Origin of the sequence: Sphingopyxis sp. 22461 (genome assembly GCF_052044915.1) — a bacterium.
Classification (GTDB): Bacteria; Pseudomonadota; Alphaproteobacteria; order Sphingomonadales; family Sphingomonadaceae; genus Sphingopyxis.
This window is the reverse complement of record NZ_JBQENY010000005.1, coordinates 182,666-205,285: the sequence shown is the minus strand read 5'-3', so window position 1 is coordinate 205,285 and position 22,620 is coordinate 182,666. Positions and strand designations below refer to the sequence as shown.

Sequence of the window (22,620 nt, the reverse complement as noted above, 5' to 3'; positions counted from 1 at the left end):
CATGGCCCGGCCGCGGAAATCTCCTCAATCGGCCGTCACGTCGATCTCGCGTTGCTGGCGAATATCGGCCGAGGACGATCCGGCCATGATCCGGTAACGGCCGGGGACGACGCGCCACTGGCCGCGTTCGGCGTCGAATTGCGAAAAGGCGCGGGGGTCGAGCGTCACGTTGACCGTCCGGCGGGCGCCGGGCGCGAGATCGACCTTGGCAAAGCCGCGCAGCGCGATCGGCGGATCGCCGGCGCCGGGCGCGAGCGGTGCGACATAGATCTGCACCACTTCCTTGCCGGCGCGCTTGCCGGTGTTGCGTAGCGTGAGCTTCGCCGAAACGGCGTCGCCGCCCTTAGCGCGCGCGGGGGCCGACAGCGCCGAATAGCCGAAGCTGGTGTAGCTGAGCCCGTGGCCGAAGGCGAAAAGCGGCGTCACGCCCTTCGCGACATGGCCGCGGTAGCCGACGAGCAGCCCCTCGGAATAAGGCGTCTTGGCGCCCTTGAGGTTGATCATATCGTCCTCGGTCCGCACCGGGAAGGTGACGGGCAGCTTGCCCGACGGATTGACCTTGCCCGTCAGCACGTTCGCGAGCGCCGCTGCGCCGCCCTCGCCCGGCAACCACATGTCGACGATCGCCGGTGCCTTGTCGGACCAGGGCATCGTCATCGCGGCGCCGGCGTTGACGACGACGGCGGTCTTCGGATTGGCGGCGAGGATCGCGTCGACGAGCTTGTTCTGGTCGCCCGGCAGGTCGAGCGAGGTACGGTCATAGCCCTCGCCCTCGGTTGTCGAGGAGGAGCCGACGAACACCAGCGCCGCATCGGCGCCGCGCGCGGCGGCGACTGCCTCGTCGAACGAGGGCAGCGGCTCGCGAATGCCGAAACTCAGATATTCGTACGGGGTCTGGCCGTTCACATAATCGAGCCGGATCGGGTAGCTCCGCCCCGCTTCGAGTTGGACCGACACCGTCCGGCGCGGGATCGGGAAGCCGAGCACGTCGCGGATGTCGGGCTTCGATGCGCTCGCCTTGCTGAGCACCGTCTTGCCGTCGAGCGTGATCGTCGCATTGCCGGTGCCGCGCGTGCTGAATTCATAGGTGCCGCTCTTGTCGGGCCAGAACAGCCCTTCCCAGCGGAACGCCGCATAACCTGTCACCTGCGGCCCGGCGATGTTGCCGCTGATCCGCTTCAAAAAGCTCGTCGCGGTTTCGCGCTTCACTGGCTCGCCGCTCATATCGGCGTTGGCGTAATAGGTCGCCGCGAGGCCGGTGACGCTGCGGTCGTTGCCGGGGCTGAACAGCTTGGCGTTCGCGCCTGGCGGGGTCTCTTCATTGTCGACGCCGCGCGCATAGTCGATCTTCACACCCGGCAGTGCTGCCTTGAGCGCGGCAAGCGGCGTGCTCGTTTCGAACGGCACGACGGCTGAGCTGCCGCCGCCCTGAATGCGAACGACGTCGGCGTTGGGGCCGATCACCGCGAGCGATTTGATCGACGCCGGCAGAGGGAGGACGCCGCTGTTCTTGAGCAGGACGATCGCCTCTTCCGCAGCGCTCTGCGCGAGCGCGGCATTGCGCGGCATCTGTTCGGCGACCGGACGCGCGACACCGCGTTCGATCGCGCCGCTGCGGACGATCAGGCGCACCATGCGGCGCGCATTGTCGTCGAGCTGCGCCGCCGTGACCTTGCCCTCCTCGACCGCCTTCTTGAGCTTCGGCCCGAAATGGTTCGGCGGCCCCGGCATTTCGAGGTCCATGCCGGCGTTGACGGTGGTCGCGGTCGAATGGACCGCGCCCCAGTCGGAGACGACAAAGCCTTTATAGCCCCATTCACTCTTGAGCAGGTCGGTGAGCAGCCAGCGGTTCTCGGCCGCGTGGGTGCCGTTGATCTTGTTGTACGCCGCCATCACCGACCAGGGATCGCCCTGTTTGATCACGGTCTCGAACGCCGGGAGGTAGATTTCGCGCAGCGTGCGCGGGTCGACCACCGAATCGACGATGAAGCGGTTGGTTTCCTGATTGTTCGCGGCGAAATGCTTGAGCGAAACGCCGATGCCCGCGCCCTGCGCGCCCTTCACATAGCCGAGCCCGATCTGGCCCGCGAGATACGGGTCTTCGGAATAGGTTTCGAAATTGCGGCCCCAGCGCGGGGTGCGCACGATGTTGACCGTCGGCGCGAGCAGCACGTCGGCGCCATGCGCGAGCGTTTCCTTGCCGATCGCCGCGCCGACCTTCGCCGTAAGATCGGGGTTCCACGTCGCCGCCATCGCGACGCCGACGGGGAAGACCGTCGCGGGCTTGCCCTCGGGCGAGCGCACCCCGGTCGGCCCGTCGGTCATGCGGATCGAGGGGATGCCGAGCCGCGGAATCGGGTTCAGCGTCATCGAGCTTTCGCCCGCGAGCAGCAGGATCTTTTCGTCCTGCGTCAGCCGCGCCATCAGGTCGTCGACGCGCGCTTCGAGCGGCGCCGATTTGTCCTTGTAGATCATATCCTGCGCCTGTGCGCCGGACAGCGCCACCGTGGAAGACAGCAAGCTTGCCGCCAGATAGGCTGTCCGGCTCTTCATCACTTGATCTCCGCCAGATCCTTGGCGGTCGCGGCGAGCATCTCGTCGGTGATCTTGCCGTTCGAATAGGGCTGGAGCTGCGTCAGGCTGATCGCCTTGAACATCTCATATTCGGGCAATGCGATCATACCGGGGAAATGCTTTTCGATCACCGCCTTGCCCTTTTCGTCGGCGACGATGTCCTGCAGCGGGGTGTCGAGGTTGAATTTCGCGTCGCTTGCTGGCGCAGCCGGTGCGGGCGCTGCGGGCGCAGGCGCGGGGGTCGCCTGGGCAAAAGCGGGGGCGGCGGCCATCAGCGCCGCAACAAATATGGCAGTTTTCATTGTGCTTCTTCCTTTCCGAGATCGGCGACCATCGCCTCTCTGATCAGATATTTCTGGACTTTTCCCGTCACCGTGGTGGGGAATTCACCGACGATACGCACGTAGCGCGGGACTTTATAGTGGGCGATCTGGCCGCGGCAGAACTCGCGTATATCGTCCGGGCTGACATCCGCGCCGGGCTTCAAACGCACCCATGCGCACAGTTCCTCGCCCATGCGCTCGTCGGGGATGCCGACCACCGCGACATCCTCGACCGCGGGGTGGCGATAGAGATAATCCTCGACCTCGCGCGGGTAGATATTCTCGCCGCCGCGGATCACCATGTCCTTGAGGCGGCCGACAATATTGCCGTAACCTTCGGCATCGATCGTCGCGAGGTCGCCCGAGTGCATCCAACCGTCGGCGTCGATCGAATCCGCGGTGCGTTCGGGCTCGTCCCAATAGCCGATCATCACCGAATAGCCGCGCGTGCAAAGCTCGCCCGGTTCGCCCGAGGGGACGATGTTGCCGCCCGCATCGACGATCTTGCATTCGAGGTGCGGCTGCACCCGGCCGATCGAGCCGACGCGGCGCTCGAACGGATCGTCGGGCGCGGTCTGGAAGCTTACCGGGCTGGTTTCGGTCATCCCGTATGCGATCGTCACATCGCGCATGTTGAGCCGCTCGACGACCTGCCGCATCAGCGGCTCGGGGCAGATCGCGCCCGCCATGCAGCCGGTGCGCAGCGACGAGACGTCGAAGCGGTCGAAATCGGGATGCGCGAGCACCGCGATGAACATCGTCGGCACGCCATAGAGCGACGTACAACGCTCGGCCTCGACCGCGCGCAGCACCGCTTCGGGGTCGAAACCCTCGGACGGATAGATCATCGCGGCGCCGTGGGTGATGCTGGCGAGGTTGCCCATCACCATGCCGAAGCAGTGATAGAGCGGCACCGGGATGCAGATGCGGTCGCCCTGCCCCAGCCCCTGCGTGCGGCCGACGAAATAGCCGTTGTTGAGGATGTTGCGATGGCTGAGCGTCGCGCCCTTGGGCAGGCCGGTGGTGCCGCTGGTGAACTGGATGTTGATCGCGTCGTTGGGGTCGAGCGTCGGCCCGATCGCGGCGAGGCGCTGGCGGTCGGCGTCGGTCGCCAGCCCCGCCGCATCGTCGAAGCGCAGCCAGCCCGCACGCGCGTCCGCACCGATCAGGATCAGCGAGCGCAGCGTCGGCAGGCGCGCGGCGCGAAGCTCGCCCGGCGTGCTCGCGGCAACTTCGGGCGCGAGCTCTTCGATCATCGCCGGATAGTCGCTCGTCTTGAAGCTGGTAGCCGCGACCAGCGCCGACAGCCCGACCTTGTTGATCGTATATTCGACTTCGGAGAGGCGATAGGCGGGATTGATCGTGACGAGGATCAGCCCGGCGCGCGCCGCGGCGAACTGGGTCAGCGTCCATTCGACGCAATTGGGCGCCCATATGCCGATCCGGTCGCCGGGATTGAGACCGAGCGCGAGCAGCCCCGCCGCGAAGGCGTCGGATCGTTCGAGCAGTTCGGCGAAATTCCAGCTTATGCCCTGCGTGACCGAAACGAGCGCGTCGCGGTCGCCCCAGCGTTCGGCTGCGAGCGCGAGCGCGTCGCCGATTGTGTGTTCGATCAACGGGGGTTCGGTTGCTCCGTGAACATGGCTCGTCATTTTCCGGGTGCCTCGCATGTAAAGCTCGCCGCATCGTCGGTCGAACCCTTACTGTCCCATTTCGCGACCTTGGGGAATGCACAGAGCGGCCGCGTCCGCCCGGCCTTGGCGGGGAGGCCGATATAGGCGAACAGGTCATTGTCATATTTGGTCGCGATGATGCGTTCGGGCGCGGGTCCGCCCTGCCGCCAACCATCGAGCGCCGCCAGCGGGTCGAAGTTGTTCGGTCCCGGTCCGCCAAGACAGTGCGACATGCCGGGAACCATGAACAGGCGCACCGAGGTCGCTGCCGCGCGCGGGTTCGCCGCGACGAGACGCTCATAATAATCGACGGTGTTCTGCGCCGGAATCCCGGCGTCATTCCAGCCGTGGTACAGGATCAGCTTGCCGCCGCGCTTGTAGAAGGCGCCGAGGTCGGTGCGGTCGGCGTCGAGATCGCCGCCGACGCGCCCTTTCGCCAGCGCATAGTCGCGATCGAGGTTGAAGTCGGAGAGCTGCCACTCGGGATTGGCGTGCACGAAATAACGGAAAAAGGCGGTGCCGAACTTTACATGCTGCGACGTCTTGCCGGTCAGCCATTGCGACCAGGTGCCGGCTTCGGCCTCGGCGCCGGGCGCAAAGCCGGGGTAGAAGCTTTTGCCATCGGCGCTTTTCGCGCCCTCGTAGAACAGCTTCGCGGTCGCGACTTCGCCCGGCGTCAGGCAATCGGCGTCCTCGCCGCCCTTGCACGCGAGCTTCGCGGGATCGAAATGGCACGCGCGCGGGTCGTCGATCACACCGTCCTTCACGCCGTCGAGCGCGTCGCACTGGCCGAGCGACGCCGTTTGGAGCAGCTTGAGCTTGGCCATGGACAGGTCGCCGCCGGGCTTGCCCGCCGCGACGGCATTGTTCGCAAAGGCGCTTGCCATGCGCGTCCACGGCATCGCCGGCGCGCCGGCAATGATCGCGTCATAATCGGCGGGGTAACGTTGCGCGAGCGTCAGCGCCTGCCGCCCGCCGTCCGAACAGCCGTGGAAATAGCTCGCGGCGAGCGGGTTTTCATAAAAGGCCGCGATCACCTGCTTGGCGGTCTCCGCGCCGACATGGTTCGCGCGCCAGCCATAGTCGCGGATCTTTTCGGGCGCGTTCAGCGCCCAGCTCGCGTCGACGTCGGCTTCGCTCACATGCCCCATGTCTGTGCCGACCGCGGCATAGCCCTTTTGCACCGCGCCGCGCATCAGCAGCGACGGCAGCAGCATGTTCGCACCGAACCCGCCATTGCCCGCGCCGAGCAGCTTGCCGTTCCAGCCCGCGCGTTCGGGCAGCCAGACCTCGACCTTGATCGACGATCCGGGCACCGGCGACAGCGTCGCCTGCACGCGGCAGAACGCGGCGGGTGCAGGAAGGCCGGGTTTGCCGGCCTCCAAATTGACCATCGCGCCGCCCGCAAGCGAGGTCGCGGCATCGACCTTGCCGTCCTTCAGCGCAAGGCCGTTCAAAGCTTCGCAGCTGCCGACCTTTTGGGCGGCGGGCGTCGGCGCCGGAGCGGGTTCGTTCGCGGTGCAAGCCGCGAGCAGCGATCCGCCAGCGAGCAGGAGGAATGATGCGGCCCTCATTTGCCGACGAGTCCCTGCCCGCGCATCCAGTCGGCCATCGCGTCGGTCCACGCGTCGCTCGGTTTGCCGCTCTTCTTCATGCCGAAACCATGGCCTCCGCTCTCGTATGTGACGATCGTGCTGCTCGCGCCCGCGCCCTTCCACGCTGCCGCAAGGCGGACGCTATCGGCATATGCCAGCTTGTCGTCCTTCGCCGCCGCGACGAACAGCGGCGGCGCCTTCTTCGGCACCGCGATCGCGTCGGGCAGCAGGCCGGGATAGATGGCGATTGCGAAATCGGGGCGGCTCGCGGGCTTGTTTGCCGCGAGCGTCCACACCGTCACCGCGCCGCCCGCCGAAAACCCCATCAGCCCGACGCGATTCGGTTTGATGCCATAGCGACCGGCATTCTTGCGCACCCACTTCACCGCATTCTCGCCGTCGGCGGTCGCGAGCGGGCGCAGCGGCTCGACCGCGGTGCGCAAGGAGGGGAGATTGGCGAGGTAACGCATCATCTGGAGCGGAAAATCGGCGCCGGTTTCGAGCAGGCGATATTTGAGCACGAAGGCGGTGACGCCCTGGCTGTTCAGCCATTTGGCAACCGCCTCGCCCTCATTGTCGATCGACAGCATGTGAAAGCCGCCGCCGGGCGCGACGATCACCGCGGTGCCGTTGGGCTTTTCGGCGACATAGGGGGTGAGCGTCGCGTCGGACACATTGCGCACGATCGTGCCGAACGGCCCTGTTTCGCGCACCTCCTTCGAGGTCGCGGGCACCGGGTCCGAAGAGAGGCGGATCACCTCCCACGCGCAGGCGGGGATTGCGACGATGGCAAGCGCACCGGCGATGGCGGAGGAGAGGCGCATGGTGATGACTTTCATTATTTTCCGTCCCGTGCGGCAGCGATGGCGGTCAGCGCGGGCGTGGTTGCGGCCGCCATTGCGGTTGTCTCGATCCCCATCGACAGCAGTTGCGGCGCCGCGGGATTGAGCCGCGACCAAGTGGGCAGCCCGCTGCCGTTCGGATCGCCGGTCTTCGCGAAATTGGTCCAGTAATCGCCGAGCTGCTTCGCCGTGGCACGGTCGGCGGCAGTCGCATCGGCGGGCAGGTTGCCGAACTGGAACGCGACATCCGACGCATGCACCGCGCCGACACCGGGTTTGCGCTGGCCCTCGGCGACATAGCCGAAACGATAGAGGAAGGTCGGCACCCCGGCGCGGGCCTGCAGCAGACCAAAGGTGAGCGCGGGTTCGGCAAAGATCGCGTCGCCGCCCAGCCGCCGGTTCGCCTCGTCTTCGCTCGCATAAGCCGCCTTTACGGTTGCGGCAGCAGCACCCAGCGCCTTTTCGACCGGGCCGTTGACCATTGCGCGGAACGGCGCGGGGATGAAGCCGAGTTCGTCGTCGTTGCTGCCGATGATATAGGGGATGCGCGCCTGCTTGCCCTCGGCAAAGATCGTCTCGGCACCTGCGGGAACGATCGTCCCGTCGGTCATCGGCCCCGAATAGCGATCCTCTTCCTTGCTCATCAGAGCGAGGCTGCCGAGAACCTTGTCGGCGGGCAGCGCGCGTAACGCTGCAGCGTCCACGGCGCCCGCCCGCGTGCCGAATGCCTGCCCTTTCGCTTGTGCATCAACCAGCGTCGGCCAGTCGTCGCGGCCGCCTCCCGACGCGACGATGGCGCGTGCGAACAAGCCCTTTGCAGCGGGCGACGCCATCAGGCGCGACACCGACTCCCCGCCAGCGCTTTCACCGAAGATCGTGACCTTCGCCGGATCGCCGCCGAATGCGGCGATGTTGCGCTGAACCCATTTGAGCGCAGCGATCTGGTCCATCAGCCCCCAATTGCCGTCCTGCCCCAGCGCGGGATGCGCAAAAAAGCCGAAGCGGCCGAGGCGGTAGTTGAAGCTGACGATCACGACGTCGCGCTCCGCGAGCAGGCTGCCGTCGGTTTCAGGCAGCGTGCCCGATCCGCCGACGAAGCCGCCGCCATGAATCCAGACCATCACCGGCAGCTTGGCGCCCTTGGCGGGTTTCGGGGTCCAGACGTTGAGCGTCAGGCAATCCTCGCTCATCGGCCGCGATCCGGGCTGGATGCCCGGCAGCGGATTTTGCATGCAGTCGGGGCCGTAGCTCGCCACCTCGCGCGGTGTGCTCCACGGCTGGACCGGCGCGGGTGCGCTCCAGCGAAGGGCGCCAACCGGGGGGGCGGCATAAGGAATGCCCTGGAACGCCGCGACGCCTTCGGTAGTCGCACCCACGACGGCGCCACCATCGATCGCCACCTGCTGCGCAGCGACCGGCGACGCAAAAAGTGCAGCCGAAACCAATATGCCGCGGATCATTATTTGCCTCCGGTGGTGAAGATGAAACGGCCGGGGCCGGTGCGATAAAGAGCATAGCCCTCGTCCTCACGCAGCCGCTGGGCGCCCACAGGCGGAACCATGGTTCCGAAGCGCGTGGGCACCCAAATCTCGCCCGTCGTGTTCGCCGGCACTTCGGCGGTCAGCGTCAGCTTGCCCGCATCGACCTTCCAGCCCGAAAAGGCGCGGCCATGGATCGTGTCCATCGCGGCTTCGGCACTGGCGAGCCCGTCGGGGATCGCAGGCTTGATCAGCACGACCTTGTACCCCGGCGCGCCCGGCCGCAGCCCGGCAAGCCGCTGGCGCATCCAGTCGGCGATCGAGGCGAAATAATGATGGTCGCGCGAGCGGCTGTTCAGGCTCCACGTCTCGAACATCGTCTTGTGGCCGTTCTTGATCCACCAGCCCCAGCTCGGCTCGTCGGTGCGCGTCGCGACCCGGTAGGCGAGGTTCGCATGGCCATAATCGCTGAGGATTTCGAGCAGGTAGCGCGCGCCATAGACGCCGGTGCGCAGCCCCTGTTTGTCGACATCGCGCGCGATAGTGTCGGCGACGCCCTGCTCGCGGCCCGGCGGCACCATGCCGAACGCGAGCGGCAGGATATTCTGCACCTGCGTCGGCGGACCCGCGACGCCCTTGGTCTCGACGGTGCGATACCAGCCGTTCGTCGCATCCCAATAACGCGTGTTGTACGCGGTCCGGATATCCTCGGCGAGCTTCGTGTACCGTGCCGCATCGTCGGCCTTTCCGACGATCGCCGACGATTTGGCGAGCAGGTCGGCCTGATGGAAGAAATAGGCCGTGGTCACCGCATCGATCCCGCCGCCGCGCGCGTTGCTGTAATCCATCCCGCCCGCCGACGCCCATTCGGAGAGCCCCGCCGAACGCTGGAAATCGGGCGCCTTGATGAAGGTCGCGGTATAATCGACGAGACGGCGCTGCATGTCCTGATTGTCGGCGAGGATGCGCGTGTCGCCATAGGTGGTGTAAAGTTCCCACGGCAGGATCATGGCTGCGGCATCCCACGGCGTCGTCGGCCCCCAGATCACATTCCAGCCCGGCGTGTTTTCATAGCCATAGAAAGGCGTCGTCGGCGCGATTTCGGGCACCTCACCCTTCTCCGACTGCGCATCGCGGAAATCGGCGAGCCACTTCGTCCAGACGCGCGCGATGTCGAGGCTGCGCGCCGCCGCGCCCGCCGACGCCTGTGCATCGCCGCTCCAGCCGTTCTTCTCGTAAGTCGGCGTGTCGGTCTGGAACCCGTGGAGATTGTTGAGGATCGACGCGATCGCAGCAAAATCGATCTGATTCAGCAGCGGATCGGCGCTCGCAAAGCTGCCGGTGCGCGCGACCGCCGAATGGACGATACGGGCGGTCAGCGCGCCCTCACCCGGTGTGCCCGGGAACCCGTCGACCTGTACATAGCGAAAGCCGCGGTAGCCGAAGCGCGGTTCCCATTGCTCGGCACCCTTGCCCGCGAGCGTGTAGCGGTCGGTCTGGAGCTGCGCATCGATCAGGCCCGCGGCGGGGACGACCCTGCCGTCCTCGGCGACGCGCTCGCTCGCCACCATCGACACGGTGAGCCCGCGCGGACCGCTGACCTTGAGCACCGGCCAGCCCGCGACGATGCGGCCGAAGTCATAGACGTGGACGCCGGGGGCGACTTCCTTGACGGCCACGGGGGCGATATTCTCGACCGGTTCGATCGCTTCGGAGTTGGCGGCGACAAGCTGCCCCGCCGGTCCTGCAACAACCGGCGCAGCCTGCCATTTGCGGTCGCGGAAGCCTGCGCGGTCCCAGCCCGCCGGCACCAGTCGCGCGTCATAACGTTCGCCGCGATGGACCGAGTCACCCAGCGTCGGGCCGGACAGGGTACGCCAGCTGCCGTCGGTCGCGATCGTCTCGCGGGTGCCGTCGGTGTAGGTGACTTCGAGCTGCGCCTTGAGCGCGGGTTCGGCGTGCCAGGGCGCCGCGTGGAAATACCATTCGTTCGGATCGGTCAGCCCGTACCAGCCGCGCCCGAGTTCGGCGCCGAGCACATTCTCGCCGCGGCGCAGCAGGCTGGTGACGTCGAGGGCATAACCGAGAACGCGCTTGTCATAGGCGGTGAACCCCGCACCGAGCGACGAGCCGACGACACTGCCGTTGACCGACAGGCGCGGCATGCCCGCGCCCGCATAATAGAGCCGCGCGCTGCCCACCGGCTTCGCCAGACGAAAGGCGCGCCGGACGAGCGGCGCGGGCGCTTCGATCGGGAGCACGAGATCGACCCCCGGAACGCCGCTGGCGACGACGAGCCCGTCCCTCGACACGCTGCCGCCGGAAAAGGGATTGTCGCCGCCCGCGAAATCATAGGCGACTGCGGGGCTTTGGGTGCCCGATACCCGGACGGCGTGAATTGTAGCGGCGCCGGCCTCCTTGCCCGCAAAGCCTATCGTGCCATGCTTGTGCGCGTCATTGTCGACCGTCGCGACAACCGCGCCGTCGATGCGTGTGACGATATGCCCGCCCTCGGCGCGGATCGACAGCGCGATGCGTCGTCCTTTCAGGGGCGCCGTGAGCTTGACCTGCCCCAGCCGCTCCATCTTGATCGCCGAGCTCATCCCGCCCGGATAGCGGCGGATAGTCTGGATCAGTTCGGGCCCGTTCTTGTCGTCGGCGAGCGTCCAGACATAGGCGTCGCCATAGGTTTTGCCGTTGGGCAGCGCGCGGAACAATATGTCGACGCTCTTGCCGGTCAGCGTCAGATCGGCGTCGAGGGTCAGGTCGCCCCAGTCATGGTCGCGGCGCGCGGGTCCCGAAATCCATTGGGCCTGCCAGTCGGATGCGCCGAGCAGTCCCATTTCCCACCAGGCGGGCGCGCTCCATCCGGTGACCTTCCCATCGGCGTCCCACACCTGCACCTGCCACCAATAGCGTTGGCGCGATGCGAGCGCGGGCCCGGCATAGGCGATCTGGACATTGTCCGCCGAGGTGACCTTATCGCTGTCCCAGAGCGGCGCGCGCTCGAGATCGGCTTCCGACGTCGCGACGCGGATGCGGTATGCGCTCTGCCGCGCCACCGGCGAGCGCCACGCGAGACGCGGCGCGGCGGTGTCGAGGCCCAGCGGCGCCGCGGCATATTCGGTCCGCAGCTCCGCCGGCGCCTGATCGGCGGCATAGAGCGGTGTCGCCACCAGACCTGCCGCCGCGAGCACGCCCAATAGCAGGCTTCGCAGACTTCCGATCAGCGGCAACACCCTACTCCCTTAAAATTTGGTACGGATACCGAACGACACGAGCCGGCCCAGCGTGCTGCCATTGGTATAGCCCGCCGCATTGTTGAAGTAAGGCGGATCCTGGTCAAAGACATTGTCGACGTTCAGCGTCAGCAGCGTGTTTGCGAGCATATCGCCCAGATCATAGCTGAAGAAGAGATCGACCGTGTCGAACGCCGAGATGCGCGTCTGCGGCGGGAGGCCAATGATCGGATAGCCGCTGCGATGGTTGAGCGACGCGCGCGCGGTGAAATCGCCGACCGTCGCGCCGAGCCCCGCGGTAAAGAGGAAGCGGCCCGTCCCGTTCTTGAGATCGTCGTTGACCGGGCCGCCCTGCACCACCTGCGTCTCGCGATTGAGCAGATAGCTGCCGGTGAAATTCGCATGGATCGAGCCGAAGCCGGTCGGGCGATTATAGGCGAGGTTGAAGTCGATGCCGTCGACGTTCACTGCGCCGAGGTTCGCACGCTGCGCGAGGAAGAGCACATAGGGCGAGCTGATCGCGAACAAGGTCGCGAGGTTCGGCACGCCGTCGACGCGGAGGTTCCCCGCCGCCGCCTGCGCCTGTGCGAGCGTCGGGTTGAGGATGAAGAAATCCGCATAGGCAGGCGTCGTGAACAGCAAGGGCGACGTGAACGGCGGGACCGCGATCGCGTCCTTGAACTTCACGTTGAAATAGGTCGCGCTGGCGACGAAGCCTTCGAGCCCCGCGGGCTTGAGATCGAAGCCGAGCGACCAGGTGTCCGCGGTTTCGGGCTTCAGATTGGCATTGCCGCCGGCGATCGCGATCGTCGGGCGTAGCGCGTCGAAGGGCGAGCTGTTCGGCGCGCGGAACGGGCTGAACGGCAGCACTTGCACGCGCGCATCGACCGAATTGCCGAGGTCGGCAAGGCTCGGCGCATGGAACGACGTGCCGTAATTGCCGCGGATCGTCAGCGCCTCGAACGGGCGCCAGGTCACGCCGATCTTGGGATTGGTCGTGCTGCCGACGTCGCTGTAATCGTCGTAGCGGACCGATCCCGACAGTTCGAGGCTGTAGAAGCCCGGGGTGCGGTTGTCGGCGCCGAAGATCGGGATGAGCAATTCGCCGAACAGCGATTTGACGTTACGCGCCGCATAGGCGTTCGAGCCGGTGACCGCAGTTTCGGGGCCGCTGCCGGTGAACGAGCGGATATTCTCATAATGGTATTCGCCGCCGACCGCGAGACGCACGTCGCCGCCGGGCATCGCAAACAGCGGGCCGTCGAGCACGACGCGCCCTTCGGCGAGTTCCTGCGTCGCTTCGCCATAATTGACGAAATCGTCGATCGCCGCGAGCACCGCGGGCGACGTCGCCGAGAGATTATAGGGGTTGAGCGCGGTTGCTGTCGTTCGGCCCGCGAGCGCGATCGTCGCCGCGGTCGAATTGAACGAGCGCTCGGTCGATTCATTCTCGCTGCGTCCGAAGTTGGCCATCGTGCGCAGCTGCCAGCCGCCGCCGAGCTCGAAATCGAAGCTGGGGGTGATGCCATAGGAGGTGAAGCTCGACGGGCTGTCGTTGCTCGGCCCGAAGACATCGTCGAATGCGAAGGCGACGCTGTGCGCGAGCTCGGTCCCGATCGGGCGGAAGAAGGGGTTCGCGGCGGTGATCGCCCCGCTCATGCTGCTCTGCGCGCTGCGGTGCAGCGTGTCGCGCTTCGACCAATAGGCGGAGAGCTTGAACGCAACCGAATCGCTGAGATCCTGCGTCAGTCCGGCGAAGACGCTGTGGCGTTCCTCGCGCGGATAGATCGCCGCATAATCGGTCTGGTCGCAGCGATTGACCCCCGGCGCGCGGCCCGGAAGCGCATAGGTCGTCGTGCCCACCGTGATGTTGGCGAGCGCGCAGGCGGTGCTGCGGAAATCGCCGCCGCCGCGGTCGGTCTGGTTCGCGGTCGCATAATCGCGGTCGAGCCCGATCAAGTCGTCGTGCCACGCATAGGAATAGGAAATATAGGCCGAACCCGAACCCCAATCCTTGCCCGCAATGACGCTGGCGTCGATCGTCTGGTAATTTTTGGCAAAGCCATAGCGCGCGTTGACGCCGATGCCGTCATAACGATCGCGCGTGATGAAGTTGATCACGCCGCCGATCGCGTCGGAACCATAGATCGACGAACCGCCGTCGGGGATAACATCGACGCGCTTGATCACGTCGGGCGGGATGACCGAGGGATCGAAGCTCGTCTGCAGGATGCCCGCACCGACCATCCGGTGGCCATCGACGAGCACGAGCGTCGTCGAGCCGCCACTGTTGCCGAGGTTGCGGATATTGGGGCGCACGATCGGATTGCCGAAATTGCCGAGCCCCGCCGGGATCGTCCCGAAATTGCCGACCTGCGGGATCGAGGCGAGCAGGTCGTTTGCCGACGCGGCGCCCGAGGCGACAACATCGGCTTCGCTGACCGCGACGACATTGGTGCCGACCGGCGCGACGCCGCGCAGCAGGGTGCCGGTGACGACAATGTCGGCATCGGCCGGAGCGTCGGAATCGGCCTCCTGCGCATGGGCGCTCGCTGCGCCGAACAGCGTACCCGCGCACGCCAGTACCGAAATGCCCCGCCGCCACGCGTTCCGCCGCGCAGCAAAATCCAGACCCGCCGTCGTCATCGCCTTCATCGCATCCTCCCTGCACTCGCCCTCGCGAGTTGTCCCTTTTGACGGAGGTGCCTGTCCGGCCATCTTGTTCCTCCGATGCCACGCTTCGGTGAGCGTTTCTGCATCACTGCTCATTATTTGTCTTTATCAATCACGTCAACGATCAAATTCAATCATTCGAACCCGAACGCCACGGCGGGGCCGCGGTTTTGGTTCGGAGGCTTTGGGAATTTCAGGCGATGATGACGCGGATACCGGCGGCTTCCATCATCGCGACATGGTGCGGTTCGATTCCGGAGTCGGTGACGACGACGTCGATCTCGTCGAGCGAGCAAACGACATTGCCCGAGGGGCCCGAAAATTTGGAACTGTCGACCAGCACGATGATCTCGTCGGCGCGCTCGATCAGGCGGCGCTCGGCGGCGACGAGAATGACATCGGCCTGCATCAGCCCGGCGGGGCCCATCGACGCCGCGCCCATGAACAGCTTGGGCGCGTGAAAGCGCGGCATGCCGTCGTCGCCGGCCGCCGACAGGACGATATTCTGTTCGCGAAACACCTGCCCCGAGGGAACGAGGATGCGCGTTGTCGGCTGCGGCAGCAGCGCGCTGACGATATGGAGCGAGTTGGTCAGCACCTGCAGCGCGAGGCCGTCGAGATGCGGGCACATCTGGAGCGTCGTCGAGCCGCCGTCGATCATCACGCCCTCGCCGGGGATGCAGAGCCCCGCTGCCGCGCGTCCGATCGCTTCCTTCGCGGCGCGATTGCGGCCGATATTTTCGTGAAAGGGAATGCCCGACAGGCCGTCTTCGGACCCAGTCGGCGAAGCGCTCCCTCCTCCGATGCGCTTCGCCCCGCCGCGCACGCGCGTGATCACACCCGCTTCTTCGAGCCGGTCGAGATCGCGGCGAATGGTCGCGGGTGACGCGGCAACGCGGCTTTCGAGATCGCGGAACGAGACGAAACCGCTCTCGCCCAGGCTGTCGAGGATCATTTTTTCGCGTTCGGCTGCGTGCATTTGGGCCCCTGTCTCTATGCCTCTATTTGACGGGAGCTGCGCCGAGTTGCAATCGAATGATTAGACAATCCCCGCCGTGGTCCCCGCTGCCCGCCGTTCCTGCGCCTTGCGATCCCGCCAGCCGCTCGCACGATAAGCCGCGATCGTGTCGATCGCCCCGCCCGCTTCGGCGCGCGCCGCCGCGAGGATCGGGGTGACGTCGGTGCGGTACGCGGCACGCAGCGCCTGAAACGCCATCATCGTGTCATTCGCTTCCTGCGCGGCGAGCAAAGCCTCGCGGTCGACGAGCAGCGCCTTGGCATAGGCCGCGACGATCGCTTCGGCCGACGAAAGCATGGACTCGATCGGGTCGGTGACATTGTGCGACTGGTCGATCATGTACGCGGGGCAAAAATCGCCGCGCGGGTTCATCTCGGCCTCGATCAGCTCGTTGAAGACGAGGAACAGCTGGTGCGGGTTGATCGATCCGCTGTCGAGATCGTCGTCGCCGTACTTGCTGTCGTTGAAGTGGAATCCGCCAAGCTTGCCGAAGCGATGTAGCCGCGCGACGATCTGCTCGATGTTCACGTTCGGCGCATGATGGCCAAGATCGACGAGGCACTTCGCCTTGTCGCCAAGCTCCTGCGCGACGAGGATCGAGCTGCCCCAGTCCGAAATCACGGTCGAATAGAAGGCGGGTTCGAACATCTTGTGCTCGATCAGCATCCGCCAGTCGGCGGGCAGCGCGGCATAGACTTCCGCCGCCGCATCGAGATAGCGATCGAGGCTCCGGCCGAGATCCTGTTGCCCCGGGAAATTGGTGCCGTCGCCGACCCACACCGTCAGGTCGGTGACGCCGAGCTGCTTGCCGATCTCGATACATTCGATGTTATGCGCGACCGCCTGATCGCGCACCTCGGCGCGGGTCGAGGAGAGCGAGCCCGTGGCATAGCTCTCCGCCTGTCCCGGCTGGTCCTGGAATGTATTGCTGTTCACCGCGTCGAAACCGAGGCCAAGCGCCGCGGCTTCTTCGCGCAAACCGCGATAGTCGCTGACCTTGTCCCACGGGAAATGCGGGCTGACGCGCGGCGTGGCGCGGCCGAGCTGCTGGATCACCGCGCAATCCTCAAGCTTCTCGTGGATGTTCGTCGGCTCGCCCGGAATCGGGAATTTGGCGAAACGCGTGCCGCCGCGACCCGCGCCCCAGCTCGGCACCGCGACCGAGAAGCCCGCGACCTTCGCCTTCACACCATCGATGTCGATCCCGCGGCGGCCAAGCTGGCGGCCCAGGCTGCCATAATCATCGTCGAGCGCGTCGGTCAGACCGGCGTTCAGCCGCTCGATGTCATCCTGTGCGAGCGGCAGGTCGCCAGCCATAAAACTCTCCGTACCTTAGCGTGTGAATGCTTGCGCGTTGCCCGCGTCGACGTTGATCATGTTGCCGGTCGACTTTGCCGACATATCGCTGCTGAGGAAATAGACGGCTTCGGCGACATCCTCGGGCAGCACGTCGCGCTTGAGCATCGAGCGGTTGCGATAATGTTCCTCAAGCTCGCTGCCCGAATCAATCCCGTGCGCGCCCGCGCGCTCGCGGCGCCAGTCGCCGTCCCAGATGCGCGATCCCTTGATCACCGCGTCGGGATTGACCGTGTTGACGCGGATCCCGAACGGCGCGCCTTCGAGCGCAAGGCAGCGCGCGAGGTGCAGCGCCGCCGCCTTCGCCGAAGCATAGGCCGACGCATTGGTCGCCGCGGCAATGCCGTTCTTCGACCCGATGAAGACGATCGAACCGCTGCCTTGCGCCTTCATCAGCGGGAAGGCCGCGCGCGCGGTGAGGAAATAGCCCTGCGCGAGCACGTCGTAATTGCGCTGCCACAGCTCGAGCGTCGTGTCCTCGATCGGCGCCGACGAGGCGATCCCGGCATTGGCGACGAGAATATCGAGCCCGCCAAATTCGCGCGCGCACGCCGCGAACGCCGCCGCCACCTGCGCCTCATCGGTCACGTCGCACACCGCCGAGCGGATGCGGTCGCGGCCAAAGCGGCCTTCGAGTTCGTGCGCCGCCTTCGCCAGCGCATCGGCGTCGCGGTCGACGAGCAGCACGCACGCATCGTCGGCGGCAAGCCGCTCGGCGGTCGCTGCGCCGATGCCGCCCGCGCCGCCGGTGACGAGCGCGATGCGCCCCGCGAGCGGCTTCGGCTTGGGCATGCGCTGGAGCTTCGCTTCCTCGAGCAGCCAATATTCGATGTCGAACGCTTCCTGTTCGTCGAGCCCGACATAGGCGCCGATCGCCTCGGCGCCGCGCATCACGTTGATCGCGTTCGCGTAGAATTCGCCCGCGAGCCGCGCGGTCGTCTTGTCGCCGGCAAAGGTCATGCGGCCGATGCCGGGGACGAGCACGACCACGGGATTGGGATCGCGCATCGCGGGCGAATTGGGACGCGCGCAGCGCTGGTAATAGGCGGCATAGTCGGCGCGATATGCCTCGATCCGTTCGGCGAGATAGGCGCTGTCTTCGATCCGCGCCGGGTCGAGCACGAGCGGCGCGATCTTGGTGCGCAGGAAATGGTCGGGGCACGAGGTGCCGATCGCGGCGAGCTTCGCAAAGTCGCGGCTGCAGGTGAATTCGAGCGTTTCGGCATCGTCGGCAAAATGCCCGACGCGGCGGCCACCCATCAGCCCGCGGAGCAACGGCATCAACTTCGCCGCGGCGGATGCGCGGTCGGCGGCGGAGCGCGGCGGTGCGACCTCGCCGCCAAACGCTGGCCCCCCGGCCAGTTTTGCGTTCAGATAATTCGCCGCGTCGGTGATCAGCGCGATGGTGTTGTCATAGCAGGCCTTGGCGCTGTCGCCCCAGCAGATGATGCCATGCCCGGCGAGCATCACGCCGCGGAGGCCCGGATGCGCGGCGACATAATCGCGCAGTTTCAGCCCGAGATCGAAGCCCGGGCGCTGCCAGGGCAGCCAGCCGACCGCGCCGCCCCAGATCGCCTTGGTCGCAGCCTCGCCTTCGCTCGATGCGGCGAGCGCGATGATCGCGTCGGGATGGACATGATCGACATGCGCGAAGGGCAGATAAGAGTGGAGCGGCGTATCGATCGACGCCGCGCGCGGATTGAGCGCGAAGGTGCAATGCGGCAGATAGCCGACCATTTCGTCCTCATGGTCGAGCCCGCGATAAAGTTTTTCGAGGCCGAGCAGCCTGTCCTGATAGAGCGTCGAAAACCCGTCGAGCTTCATCGAACCGATATCGCCGCCCGAACCCTTGACCCACAGGACGGGGACGGTTTCGCCGGTCAGCGGATCGCGCGCTTCGAGCTTGGCCGAGGTGTTGCCGCCGCCGAAATTGGTGACGGTGAGGTCCGAACCAAGGCGGTTCGAGCGATAGAGGAGCAGATCTTCGGGCGCCTTCCCCCGCGCCTCTTCGTCCGACCAGCGATTCGCCGGAATGGCGAACAGCAGCGCGGCGGCGTTGGATCGGGGCGTGACGTCCATAAGATCGGGCATGAAGGAAACTCGTTGTTTCGACTATGCGAGGATGTGTATCGAAATCGCTGGCGCTCTGCAATCAGTTTCGATAAAGTTCGATCAAATTCGGTCGCAACGAAGCAAAGGGAGAGGGATGAAGGGTCGCGCAACCATAGTCCTCGATAGCGGGAAAACCTTGGCAAAGCTGAGCCTTTGGTCCGCCGATGGCGTGATGATCGAACGCCGCGTCCGCGCCAATGCGAGCATCGAAACGAGCGCCTATCTCGCGCTCGACGCCGCGGGGATCGAAGCCTGGGTCGCCGAGGTGCTGCGCGACTTTGCCAGGCTGGCCGATGTCGGCGCGGTCATCCCCGTCGGGCATGGCGCCGCGGCGGCGATCATCCGCGGCGACCGCCTCGCCTGCCCGCCGGTCGATTATGAAGATGCAATGCCCGCGGACCTGCGGGTACAGTATGAAGCCGAGCGCGGTACGTTTTCGGACAGCGGCTCGCCTTGCCTGCCTGACGGCCTGAACCTCGGCGCGCAAATCTTCCGGCTCGAGGCGCTCGACCCCGATCTTGCGCACGGCACGCAGATCCTGCCTTGGGCGCAATATTGGAGCTGGCTGCTCTGCGGCGTCGCGGCGTCGGAGGTGACCAGCCTCGGCTGTCACACCGACCTCTGGAACCCGCTGACCGGCACGGCTTCGGCGCTAGCCGAACGGCGCGGCTGGGCCGCGCGGCTCGCGCCACTGCGCGGAGCGGGCGAGGTGCTCGGCACGCTAACACCCGCATGGGTCCGGCGCACCGGCCTTCCCGCCGACACCGAAGTCCATTGCGGGCTGCACGATTCGAACGCCGCGCTGCTCGCGGCGCGCGGCTTTGCCGAGATTGCCGACAGGGAATCGACGGTGCTATCGACGGGCACCTGGTTCGTTGCGATGCGATCGCCCAAGGACGCGGCGTCGATCGATACAAGCGGCCTCGACGAGGCGCGCGACTGCCTGATCAATGTCGATGCGTTCGGCAAACCGATCCCGTCGGCGCGCTTCATGGGCGGGCGCGAGATCGAGACGCTGATCGGGCTCGACACGCGGCAGATCGATATCGCGCCCGACCAGCCCGCGCTGCTCGCGGCGCTTCCCGATGTGCTGGCAAGCGGCGCGATGGTGTTGCCGACCTTCGCGCCGGGCTTCGGCCCCTTTCCGCACGGACGCGGGCGATGGATCGCGAGGCCCGACGATCACGCCGCACGCCGCGCCGCGGTGTCGCTTTATGCCGCGCTGGTCACCGACGCGTCGCTGGGCCTGATCGGCACCCGCGAACGGCTGCTGATCGAAGGGCGCTTTGCCGAGGGTCAGGTTTTCGTGCGCGCGCTCGCGGCGCTGCGGCCTGACCTGCGCATCTATATCGGCAAGGCGCACAACGATGTGTCCTATGGTGCGCTCCGCCTGATCGATGCCGCGCTGCCGCCGGCCGAACCGCTCGAACTGGTGGCGCCGCTCGACGTCGATCTTGCGCCCTATCGCGACCGTTGGCGACGCGAAGCCGAACGGGTGGAAGAAGCCGCGTGAGACCTGCATCGATCGGCGATTATCGCGAAGCCGCGCGGCGGCGCCTGCCGCATTTCCTGTTCGAATATTTTGACGGCGGCTCCTATGCCGAGCGCACATTGCGCGCGAATATCGAGGATCTGCAGGATATTTCGCTCCGCCAGCGGGTGCTGAACGACGTCTCGGCGATCGACCTGTCGACCAGCCTGTTCGGCCAGCAACTCGCGATGCCGGTTGCGCTCGGCCCGATCGGCCTCGTCGGCATGGCGGCGCGGCGCGGCGAGGTGCAGGCGGCGCGCGCGGCGGCAGCGAAGGGCGTGCCGTTTACGCTGTCGACCGTTTCGGCCTGCTCGCTCGCCGAGGTCGCGCGGGGCTCGTCGGCGCCCTTCTGGTTCCAGCTCTATATGGTGCGCGACCGCGGCTTCATGCGGTCGCTGCTTGACGAGGCGAGCGCCGCGCACTGCCCGGTGCTGGCGTTCACCGTCGACATGCCGCTGCCCGGCGCGCGTTATCGCGATGTCCGTTCGGGGCTTTCGGGCGCCGCGAACTGGCGCGGACAGGCGCGGCGTGTGGGTCAGGCCATGGCCCGCCCCGGCTGGGCATGGGACGTGGGGCTCAACGGCCGCCCGCACCAGCTTGGCAATGTCGCGCCTTTGCTCGGTCCCAAATCGGGGCTCGAGGATTTCCTCGGCTGGATGAAGGATAATTTCGATCCGCGCGTGACGTGGGCCGACCTCGATTTCGTGCGCTCGCACTGGAAAGGGCCGATCGTCGTCAAGGGCATTCTCGACGCCGACGACGCACGCCGCGCTGCGGAGGCCGGGGTCGACGGGATCATCGTGTCGAACCATGGCGGGCGCCAACTCGACGGGGTGCCGTCGGTCGCGCGTGCGCTGCCCGCGATCGCCGATGCGGTCGGCGACCGGCTGACGGTGCTGGCCGACGGCGGGGTACGATCGGGGCTCGACGTCGTGCGCATGCTCGCGCTCGGAGCGCGAGGCGTGCTGCTCGGCCGCGCATGGGCGTTTGCGCTGGCCGCGGACGGCGAACGCGGCGTCCGTCATGTGCTCGACCTGATCGAGGCCGAAATGCGCGTCGCGATGGCGCTTACCGGGGTGACCGGGGTGGACAGGATCGGGCCGGAGACATTAGCCGCCTGACGGTTATGAGGGGAGAAGAAGGATGGATGCGAACCCGCTGCTTGGCGTGTTTTTTCACTGGCTGGGCGGGCTGTCGTCGGCGAGCTTCTATGTGCCGTACAAGCGCATCCGTGCCTGGTCGTGGGAGATTTTCTGGATCACCGGCGGCATCTTTTCGTGGCTCATCGCGCCCTGGCTGTTCGCGTCGATCCAGACGCATGACCTGATCGGCGTGCTCAGCCGCACGCCCGGCGATATCTGGTTCTGGTGCTGGTTCTGGGGCGCGATGTGGGGGCTTGGCGGGCTGACCTTCGGGCTCACGATGCGCTACCTCGGCCTCTCGCTCGGCATGGCTGTGGCGCTCGGACTGACGACGGTGATCGGCACGATGGGACCGCCGATCTTTCGCGGCACCTTGGGCGAGCTGTTCGCGACGAGCAGCGGGCAGACGGTGTTCCTTGGCATCGCGATCACGCTTGTAGGGATTGTCATTGTCGCGCAGGCGGGGCGGCGCAAGGAACGCGAGATGGGCGCGACGATCGCCGAGGCCGACAAGTCCGAGTTCAACCTGCGCAAAGGCCTCGCGATCGCGGTCTTCTCGGGCATCATGTCGGGCTGTTTCGCCTGGGGCCTCGACGCCGGCGCGCCGATCCGCGAGCTGACGCTCAAGGCCGGGACCGATCCGCTATGGCAGGGACTGCCCGTGCTCTGCGTCGTGCTGCTCGGCGGGCTGACGACCAACCTGATCTGGTGCGGCATATTGATCGCGCGCAACCGCAGCGTGCGCCAGTTCGCCGGCGAGGCCGCGCCCGGCGCGACCGAAAAGCCGCCGCTGGCGCTCAACTATGGCCTCGCCGCGCTCGGCGGCACGCTCTGGTATTTCCAGTTCTTTTTCTACACGATGGGCGAAAGCCAGATGGGGCGCTTCGGCTTTTCGAGCTGGACGCTCCACATGGCGAGCATCATCCTTTTCTCGACGCTCTGGGGCTTTGCGCTCAAGGAATGGGCGCCCGCGGGCCAGCGCACGCGCGCGCTGGTGTGGCTGGGGATCGCGGTGCTGATGGCCTCGACCGTCGTGATCGGGCTCGGCAACAGCCTCGCCTGAC

Annotated in this window: 14 protein-coding genes; 3 read left to right on the top strand and 11 right to left on the bottom strand. The window is 66.5% G+C overall.

Translation table 11 applies throughout. From position 1 onward, the window contains the following. Nucleotides 1-24 precede the first annotated feature (24 nt). The 11 genes from ACTJI5_RS10430 to ACTJI5_RS10380 all read right to left on the bottom strand — a co-directional run bounded on the left by ACTJI5_RS10430 (nucleotide 25) and on the right by ACTJI5_RS10380 (nucleotide 18,862). Nucleotides 25-2,553 (bottom strand): beta-glucosidase H, encoded by a 2,529-nt coding sequence (locus ACTJI5_RS10430; RefSeq protein ID WP_440860244.1) that lies wholly within the window; start codon nucleotides 2,551-2,553, stop codon nucleotides 25-27. Further along, entirely contained in the window at nucleotides 2,553-2,876 is a 324-nt protein-coding gene (locus ACTJI5_RS10425) for a hypothetical protein (RefSeq protein WP_058537206.1), read from the bottom strand. Before ACTJI5_RS10425 ends, ACTJI5_RS10430 begins: the two co-directional genes overlap by 1 nt. Then, a complete protein-coding gene (locus ACTJI5_RS10420; protein ID WP_440860243.1) occupies nucleotides 2,873-4,549 on the bottom strand; it encodes an AMP-binding protein in 1,677 nt (558 codons plus the stop codon). Before ACTJI5_RS10420 ends, ACTJI5_RS10425 begins: the two co-directional genes overlap by 4 nt. After that, on the bottom strand, nucleotides 4,546-6,144 hold the full coding sequence (locus ACTJI5_RS10415; protein WP_440860242.1) for a tannase/feruloyl esterase family alpha/beta hydrolase: 1,599 nt from the start codon (nucleotides 6,142-6,144) through the stop codon (nucleotides 4,546-4,548). The genes ACTJI5_RS10420 and ACTJI5_RS10415 overlap by 4 nt, the downstream gene beginning before the upstream one ends. Further along, a complete protein-coding gene (locus ACTJI5_RS10410; protein ID WP_440860241.1) occupies nucleotides 6,141-7,004 on the bottom strand; it encodes an alpha/beta hydrolase in 864 nt (287 codons plus the stop codon). The genes ACTJI5_RS10415 and ACTJI5_RS10410 overlap by 4 nt, the downstream gene beginning before the upstream one ends. Next, nucleotides 7,004-8,467 carry a carboxylesterase/lipase family protein gene (locus ACTJI5_RS10405; RefSeq protein WP_440860240.1) on the bottom strand — a complete coding sequence of 488 codons (1,464 nt, stop codon included), beginning with the start codon at nucleotides 8,465-8,467 and terminating at the stop codon, nucleotides 7,004-7,006. The genes ACTJI5_RS10410 and ACTJI5_RS10405 overlap by 1 nt, the downstream gene beginning before the upstream one ends. Then, nucleotides 8,467-11,721 (bottom strand): family 78 glycoside hydrolase catalytic domain, encoded by a 3,255-nt coding sequence (locus tag ACTJI5_RS10400; RefSeq protein WP_440860239.1) that lies wholly within the window; start codon nucleotides 11,719-11,721, stop codon nucleotides 8,467-8,469. The genes ACTJI5_RS10405 and ACTJI5_RS10400 overlap by 1 nt, the downstream gene beginning before the upstream one ends. A gap of 12 nt (nucleotides 11,722-11,733) precedes the next feature. Beyond that, nucleotides 11,734-14,379, bottom strand: coding sequence for a TonB-dependent receptor domain-containing protein (locus ACTJI5_RS10395; RefSeq protein WP_440860238.1), 2,646 nt, complete (start codon nucleotides 14,377-14,379; stop codon nucleotides 11,734-11,736). A gap of 211 nt (nucleotides 14,380-14,590) precedes the next feature. Further along, entirely contained in the window at nucleotides 14,591-15,376 is a 786-nt protein-coding gene (locus ACTJI5_RS10390; protein ID WP_058537213.1) for a DeoR/GlpR family DNA-binding transcription regulator, read from the bottom strand. 60 nt (nucleotides 15,377-15,436) lie between these two features. Beyond that, entirely contained in the window at nucleotides 15,437-16,732 is a 1,296-nt protein-coding gene (gene rhaI / locus ACTJI5_RS10385; RefSeq protein WP_440860237.1) for an L-rhamnose catabolism isomerase, read from the bottom strand. Between the two features lie 15 nt (nucleotides 16,733-16,747). Further along, nucleotides 16,748-18,862: a bifunctional rhamnulose-1-phosphate aldolase/short-chain dehydrogenase gene (locus ACTJI5_RS10380; RefSeq protein ID WP_440860236.1), complete on the bottom strand. Its 2,115-nt coding sequence runs from the start codon at nucleotides 18,860-18,862 to the stop codon at nucleotides 16,748-16,750. Nucleotides 18,863-18,977: 115 nt separating this feature from the next. Here ACTJI5_RS10380 and ACTJI5_RS10375 point away from each other — a divergent pair, with 115 nt between their 5' ends. From ACTJI5_RS10375 to rhaT, 3 genes are read left to right on the top strand one after another with little or no spacing between them, the layout of a single operon-like run. Beyond that, nucleotides 18,978-20,396, top strand: coding sequence for an FGGY-family carbohydrate kinase (locus tag ACTJI5_RS10375; protein WP_440860235.1), 1,419 nt, complete (start codon nucleotides 18,978-18,980; stop codon nucleotides 20,394-20,396). Further along, nucleotides 20,393-21,535: an FMN-dependent L-lactate dehydrogenase LldD gene (gene lldD / locus ACTJI5_RS10370; protein ID WP_440860234.1), complete on the top strand. Its 1,143-nt coding sequence runs from the start codon at nucleotides 20,393-20,395 to the stop codon at nucleotides 21,533-21,535. The genes ACTJI5_RS10375 and lldD overlap by 4 nt, the downstream gene beginning before the upstream one ends. Nucleotides 21,536-21,557: 22 nt before the next feature. Further along, the gene (gene rhaT, locus ACTJI5_RS10365) at nucleotides 21,558-22,619 is read left to right on the top strand and encodes an L-rhamnose/proton symporter RhaT (RefSeq protein WP_440860233.1); all 1,062 of its coding nucleotides are present in this window, start codon (nucleotides 21,558-21,560) and stop codon (nucleotides 22,617-22,619) included. Nucleotide 22,620: the final 1 nt, after the last annotated feature.

Excerpts from the sequence above, each read along its gene's own strand:
- ACTJI5_RS10420 (WP_440860243.1), bottom strand. The coding sequence starts at position 4,549 with ATGACGAGCCATGTTCACGGAGCAACCGAACCCCCGTTGATCGAACAC.
- rhaT (WP_440860233.1), top strand. The coding sequence starts at position 21,558 with ATGGATGCGAACCCGCTGCTTGGCGTGTTTTTTCACTGGCTGGGCGGG.
- ACTJI5_RS10415 (WP_440860242.1), bottom strand. The coding sequence starts at position 6,144 with ATGAGGGCCGCATCATTCCTCCTGCTCGCTGGCGGATCGCTGCTCGCG.
- ACTJI5_RS10410 (WP_440860241.1), bottom strand. The coding sequence starts at position 7,004 with ATGAAAGTCATCACCATGCGCCTCTCCTCCGCCATCGCCGGTGCGCTT.
- ACTJI5_RS10375 (WP_440860235.1), top strand. The coding sequence starts at position 18,978 with ATGAAGGGTCGCGCAACCATAGTCCTCGATAGCGGGAAAACCTTGGCA.
- ACTJI5_RS10380 (WP_440860236.1), bottom strand. The coding sequence starts at position 18,862 with ATGCCCGATCTTATGGACGTCACGCCCCGATCCAACGCCGCCGCGCTG.
- ACTJI5_RS10405 (WP_440860240.1), bottom strand. The coding sequence starts at position 8,467 with ATGATCCGCGGCATATTGGTTTCGGCTGCACTTTTTGCGTCGCCGGTC.
- ACTJI5_RS10395 (WP_440860238.1), bottom strand. The coding sequence starts at position 14,379 with ATGAAGGCGATGACGACGGCGGGTCTGGATTTTGCTGCGCGGCGGAAC.
- ACTJI5_RS10390 (WP_058537213.1), bottom strand. The coding sequence starts at position 15,376 with ATGCACGCAGCCGAACGCGAAAAAATGATCCTCGACAGCCTGGGCGAG.
- ACTJI5_RS10425 (WP_058537206.1), bottom strand. The coding sequence starts at position 2,876 with ATGAAAACTGCCATATTTGTTGCGGCGCTGATGGCCGCCGCCCCCGCT.
- rhaI (WP_440860237.1), bottom strand. The coding sequence starts at position 16,732 with ATGGCTGGCGACCTGCCGCTCGCACAGGATGACATCGAGCGGCTGAAC.
- ACTJI5_RS10430 (WP_440860244.1), bottom strand. The coding sequence starts at position 2,553 with ATGAAGAGCCGGACAGCCTATCTGGCGGCAAGCTTGCTGTCTTCCACG.